4 protein-coding genes and 1 tRNA gene are annotated in these 5,979 nt (G+C 72.5%); 1 reads left to right on the forward strand and 4 read right to left on the reverse strand.

The genetic code is table 11. The annotated features are described in order from the left end of the window. Positions 1-1,840 (reverse strand): toll/interleukin-1 receptor domain-containing protein (locus ND748_RS22805; RefSeq protein WP_251748008.1); only part of this gene is annotated, 1,840 nt, incomplete at its 3' end. Between the two features lie 163 nt (positions 1,841-2,003). After that, positions 2,004-2,219: a hypothetical protein gene (locus ND748_RS22810; RefSeq protein ID WP_251748009.1), complete on the reverse strand. Its 216-nt coding sequence runs from the start codon at positions 2,217-2,219 to the stop codon at positions 2,004-2,006. Positions 2,220-2,995: 776 nt separating this feature from the next. On the opposite strand from ND748_RS22810, the gene ND748_RS22815 reads away from it, so the two are divergent. Beyond that, positions 2,996-4,399 carry an aspartate aminotransferase family protein gene (locus ND748_RS22815; RefSeq protein WP_251748010.1) on the forward strand — a complete coding sequence of 468 codons (1,404 nt, stop codon included), beginning with the start codon at positions 2,996-2,998 and terminating at the stop codon, positions 4,397-4,399. A 333-nt stretch (positions 4,400-4,732) separates the two neighbouring features. Here the strand turns inward: ND748_RS22815 and ND748_RS22820 are convergent, their stop codons facing one another. Together ND748_RS22820 and ND748_RS22825 are read right to left on the reverse strand one after the other, a co-directional pair. Beyond that, positions 4,733-5,374, reverse strand: a complete 642-nt coding sequence (locus ND748_RS22820) for an NAD(P)-dependent oxidoreductase (RefSeq protein WP_251748011.1) — start codon at positions 5,372-5,374, stop codon at positions 4,733-4,735. Positions 5,375-5,695: 321 nt separating this feature from the next. Further along, positions 5,696-5,782 (reverse strand) — tRNA-Ser (locus ND748_RS22825). Between the last annotated feature and the right edge of the window lie 197 nt (positions 5,783-5,979).

The raw sequence follows: 5,979 nt of genomic DNA on the forward strand, positions 1-5,979 counted from the left end.
GGTTCGCGCCCCCCACTAAGTAACCCCCGACAAGGAGGCCAACCACCAGGTGCGTCGGCGCCCGCCCCCGGCGCTCCCGGCGGCGCGTCGCCTCGACGCGACGGTTGCACTCCGCGAGGAACCGCCGTCCGGCGTTGTTCAGGTTCACGACCGGCCGGCCGCCCGCGCGGAAACGGTCGTAGGACCCCCACAGGATGGTCGTGGCGGCGGTGAGCCGGTCGACGTCCCACGGCGGGCCGCCGTGTTCCCAGGCCGCGGCGGCCCGCTCGACCTGCCCCTCGCTGAGCAGCGCGGCCTCCCGCTCGCGGATCGCCGAGTCCAGCGGCGCCCAGACGGAGAGCAGCGCCTCGTGGACGACACCGACCCCGGCGCCGCCGAGGCTGTCGCTGGCCGTCGACAGCAACCGCTGCTCCACGAAGACACCGAACGCGGTGCGCATGGCCTCCGACGGCAGTTCCGCCACCTCGATGCGGCGCCGGGTACGCCGGCCCCCCTCGTCCAGGGTGGCAAGCTCCGCCATGCCGGCGAGGATCTCCGGCCGGGTCAGGTGGGCGGCGGCCACCGCCTCGTCGAGCACGGCGTCCGCGCGGCGCGCGAGCGCCCCGCGTACCCCGCCGAGCTCCTCGTAGCGCTGCGCGGACAATCGCCCGCCGCGGGTCTGGTTGCGGGCCAGCTCGTGCAGGGTGAACGCCAGCAGCGGCAGCGCCTCGCCGCCGTCGGTGTCGGCGACCATCTGGCTGACCAGCTCCGGCTCCACCGACAGCCCGGCGACCCGGGCCGGCTCGGTGATCACGACGCTGAGCATGTCGCGCGCGAGCGGCCGCAGCGGGAAGGCATGCAGGTTTGCGCCGTGCAGCTCGGGCAGCGCGAACAACTGGTCCTGGAACTCCGAACGGACCGCGATGACGACCCGGATGGGGCCGTCGAGCCCGCGGGAGAGCACCCCGGCGAACCGGGCCCGCTCGGCGGCGTCCGCGCGGGTGAACAGCTCCTCGCCCTGGTCGACGACGAGCAGTAGCCGGTCCCGTGGCTTGTCGTAGTCCGCGCTCAGCAGTTCCTCGGCGAGCTCGACCAGGGCTCGCTCCTCGGTGGCCAGCCGCCGGTGGACCTCGGCCGGATCCCAGCGCAGCCCGGCGCGGCTCGCTGTCTGCGTGAGGGCCAGCGCGAGCTTGCGGGTCGGGTCGCGGCCCGGCAGGAACGGGTCGGCGACCTCCCAGCCGGGCTCGGCCCCCAGCCGCGCCGTCAACCCCGCCGTGACCAGCGACGACTTGCCGCACCCGGACCCGCCGACGACGAGCAGCAACCGCCGGTCGCTCAGCGCGCGCAGCCGGTGGGTCAGCCGGCGCAGCTCGTCCGCGCGCCCGTAGAAGACCCGGGCCATGTCCCGGCTGAACGGCCGCAGCCCCGGGAACGGCGAGCGGTCCCAGGCCCAGCCCAGGCCCCCGGCGGCGTCCACCCGCCGCAGCGGCCCGTTCAGATCGCCGATCCACCCGCCGTTGTCGACGACGGCGACATGCTGGCGGTCGTCGAGCAGTGGCGAGGCCACCCCCGCCTGCGCCCGCAGCGGTAGCAGCAGGCTGCCGACCTCGTGGGCGATCCCGATTTCGTAGGCGCACCAGGGAGAGGCGTTGTAGGCCTCGGTCACGACACAGATGACGGCGTCCGCGGCCCGCAGCTCCTGGTGCAGGCGGTCCTTCCAGACTTCGCCCGGCCGGATTCCCGTCCGGATGTCGCGGGCCAGGAATGCCCGATGGCCGAGATCGGCCAGCGTGCGGTAGATCCGGTCGGCCAACTCCGCGTCCGAGCTGGCGTGGCTGACGAAGACGCGCGCCACTCTCATCCCCAGTAATCGCCGCGCACATTATCGTGCAAACGCGGTAGGGCGTTGATACTACCGTCCCGGAGTACCGCGGTGCCGGTACAAATACGGGTTCGCGGCAAGCGGCGGACAGTCGGCCGCAGGGATAGTCGCGGAATCGGCCCACCGCCGGCGGAGTATTAACTTACGCGCGGATGAACAGATGATGGAGTGCGGGGAAACAATGGATAGCCGGTTGCCGGAGCCGCTTATCCGGCGCCGAGCCGGCCGCCCTGCCCGCCATCTCCACCGCCCTGCCCGCGCTCGCCACCACCGCGCTCGCCACCACCGCGCTCGCCGCCACCACCGCGCTCGCCGCCGCCATGCCTGCCGCCGACATCGCCGCCGCCGGCACCGTCACCGGCCCGGGCGGCGAACGTGGTCAGCGAGAGGGTGGAACGCCCGCGCCCGGGGGAGATCGGTCGTCGGAACGAAGGCGATGATCTCGGCGCCGGTGAGCATGGGGTCATCGAGCCACCCCGCCGCGCCGCTCCACGCGCCGTGCGTTGCCGGATCCGGCGTGCGGTGCGCCGGCGGCCGCGCGCCGGTGGCCGTCAGCTGATCTCACGACGCCGCCGCACCCGGGCATGGCACGGGTCACCCGACGCCCACCCCTGTCCGGCCGGACCGCGAAATCGCCTTCGGGGCGGCGCTTCAGACGAAGATTGCCCCGCCGTACGGCACCTGTCCCTAACCCGTACGGGGGACGCGGACGATAATCCGGTGGTCCGGTCGCACACTCGGGCGCCGTTCATGGCATGCTCGGTTTCCGACGGTAGGAGCATGCGCCGGGCGGCCCGTTTTGGGCTGATCAGCGCGGCTTCTCACCGGTGACGGTCCGCCGTCGTGGATGTTGTCGGTTTTGCCGTCGTGTTGACGTGAGTCCTTATCGTGGAGGTTTGTTGTGAAGCGTGTCGGAGCGATTGTTCTGCTGGTTACTCTCGTGGGTGGCGGCTTCCTCTTCCGCCGGCAGCGCGGCAAGCAGGACGCGTAGGTCCGCGCTGCGTCGGCGCCGATCGGCGTCGAATCCAGCGCGCCTTGATGAGGCCCGGCAACTGGTCGCGCCGGGTTCGATTGTGATCGGATCGCCGTTTCGGTGGTCGTCTGTCGAGCAACGCGGCGTGGGACGGTCCGTACGTGCATCAGTTTGACGCCGAGACAGCCGATCTCCTGCGGGCGATCTTCGACTTCACCGGGGTCCGCCTCGGCTTCGATCCGGTTCCCCTGGACGGTCCGGCGACGCCTGCGGAGCTGTCCGCCAGCGCCGGTCGAACGATCACGGCGGACGGGATCGGCGGTCGCCGAGCCCTGGAGACCTTCGACGAGGTCCTCTCGCGCGCCTGCATCTCGGCGGACCATCCGCGCAACCTCGCCTTCATCCCCGCCGCCCCGACCCGGCTGTCGGTGCTGTTCGACGTGGTGGTCGGCGCGTCGTCCATCTATGCCGGTAGCTGGATGGAGGGTGCGGGCGCGGTCCACGCCGAGAACGAGACGCTGCGCTGGCTGGCCGACCTCGCCGGCCTGCCCGCCACGGCCGGCGGCGTGTTCGTGCCCGGCGGCACGGTCGGCAACCTGTCCGCGCTCGTCGCCGCCCGCCAGGCCACCCGGGCCAGGCTGGCCGCGCAGGGCCGTCCGATGCCGGCGCGCTGGCGCTTCGTCTGTGGGGCGGAGGCCCACTCGTCGCTCTACCAGGCGGCGACGGTGCTCGACGCGGACATCGTGGCCGTGCCGACGGGGGAGCAGGGGCGGCTCACCGGCCCGCTGCTCGCCGCTGCCCTCGACGACCTGGCCGGCCAGACCAGCCAAGCCGGCCAGGGCGATCCGGCTGCGCACGACGGGGTCTTCGCCGTCGTGGCGACCGCGGGGACGACCCAGTTCGGCATCGTCGACGACCTGCGGGGCGTGGTCGACGTCTGTCGCGACCGCGGCCTGTGGGTGCACGCGGACGGCGCCTACGGCCTGGCGGCGCTCGCCGCGCCCTCGGCCCGGCCGCTGTTCGACGGGATCGCCGACGTGGACTCGTTCATCGTGGATCCGCACAAGTGGCTGTTCGCGCCGTTCGACGCCTGCGCGCTGATCTACCGCGATCCCGCTCTGGCCCGGGCGGCGCACGGTCCGCAGCGCGCCGGCTATCTCGACGTGCTCGACTCGGCCGCCAACTGGAATCCGTCCGACTACGCCATCGGGCTGTCCCGGCGGGCCCGTGGGCTGCCGTTGTGGTTCTCCCTCGCGGCGCACGGCACGCGGGCCTACGCCGAGGCGATCGAGACGACGCTGGCCACGACGCGGGCGGCGGCGGCGCAGATCGCGGCGCGGCCCGAGCTGGAACTCGTCCGCCCGGCGGAGCTTTCCGTCGTGGTGTTCCGCCGGCTCGGCTGGCAGGCCGCGGACTATCACCGGTGGAGCGACGACCTGCTCCGCGAGGGATTCGCCTTCGTGCCGCCCACCCGGCACGACGGGGAGACCGTCGCCCGCTTCGCCGTCGTCAATCCGCGCACCACCCCGGCCGACATCGAGGCCATTCTCGACACGATGGGGTGACCGCGATGGCCACTTTCGGCGCCGATAACCCGCGGTGCCTGCTGCCCGATCCCGGTGGCACGGGAGTTCGCCCGGCAGCACACATTCGCTCGGCAGCGGACATTCGCCGGCCGGAGGTGGCGGCGCGAGTCCTTTCGACCCGCGCCGCCCATGCGCGGCGACCGGCGGGCGCCCGTCACCAGCACCGGCCGTCGCCTTTACCGGCCGGCATCGTCGGCGGTCCGGCTTCGGCGGCGGTCGGGCTTCGGCGGCGGTCCGGCATCGGCGGCGGTGAGCCCGCCGGTTCCACGCATCAACCCTGAGAACGCCCGGGCTGCCTGTCAGGCGGGAACGTCAGTTGCCCACGGTGAATCGACGGTTGCGGTTACGCGGCTTCTCGACCTCGTCGACGACGGCGATCGCGAAGTCCTCGTGGGAGATGCCGATCTCGCCCTGGGCGTCCACCACGGGCCGGTCGTTGCCGGTGCGGTAGGCGCCCCGACGCTGCCCCTGGCCCAGGTTGCGCGGCGGCGGGGCGATGGCCGCCCAGCGTACGTCGCGCGCACCCCGGTACACGTCGAGCGCGTCCACCTGGTCGAGCGCGTCCTTGCGCTCGGCGGCGGGGAAGTCCGGGCTGTCCACGAGCCGCTGGCCGTTGTCGTCCTCCAGCGTTCCGCCGCTGGAGATGTGCAGGACGGCCGGAGCCTGCTCGCCGATGCGGGGCAGGACGTCGACGAGGGTACGCGCGGCGTTCGCGTGCACCGGACGGTCGACACCACCCACCGCGACGACGACGGCGTCCGCCTCCTGCGCCAGGCGCTGCACGGAGTCGCGGGACGTGACGTCGCCCTCCACCCCGTTGGCCTTGCGCGGAAGCTTCTTCACGCGGGCCGCGTCGACCTCGACCGCGGTGACCTCGTGTCCACGTCGAATTGCTTCGTCGGTGATGCGGCGTCCGATCTGACCACCGGCACCAAAAATGACGATCCTCGCCATGCCATTGCCTCCGACTCACCGGTCGTGCAACTGATGGATAGTCGTGCGCGTGATGAATGACGTCCGCCGCCTCGTTGCGACGGCGCCATGGTCAGTAAGTTAATTACTGTCCGCGCTGACTATTTCACGCTGCGCAGCCGCCGCAAGTTGACGTCGAGCGGCGCGGTCCGGGGTCGCCCGAGTCGGGGCGACAGGCAGCCCGGCGGGACGCCGAGCGGTCGCGTTGACACCGGAAACGGCAGATGAGACCCAAAAAAGATCAAAAATGAAGCCGGGCCGACGACGTGAGCGTCGGACCCGGCGTTCTGCCTGCCATATGGGCGGTGGAGGTGGGATTTGAACCCACGGAGGGGTTGCCCCCTCACACGCTTTCGAGGCGTGCGCCCTCGGCCACTAGGCGACTCCACCGTAGGCGAGCTTACCGGACGTCTCGACGATCCGACTCGCGGGGGTCGTCAGGTCGGTCCCAGGGCCTCGCCGCCGCCGGCCGGGCATCGGTGTGGGGGGGGGGGGGGCCCCCCCCCCCCCCCGCGGGTCAGCCCCAGGTGGTGAGGTTGCGGCTGAGGCCGCCGACCGGCGCGCCGATCACCTCACGGTTGATCCCC

The sequence above is a fragment of the Frankia sp. AiPs1 genome, assembly GCF_023716945.1.
Lineage (GTDB): Bacteria > Actinomycetota > Actinomycetes > Frankiales > Frankiaceae > Frankia.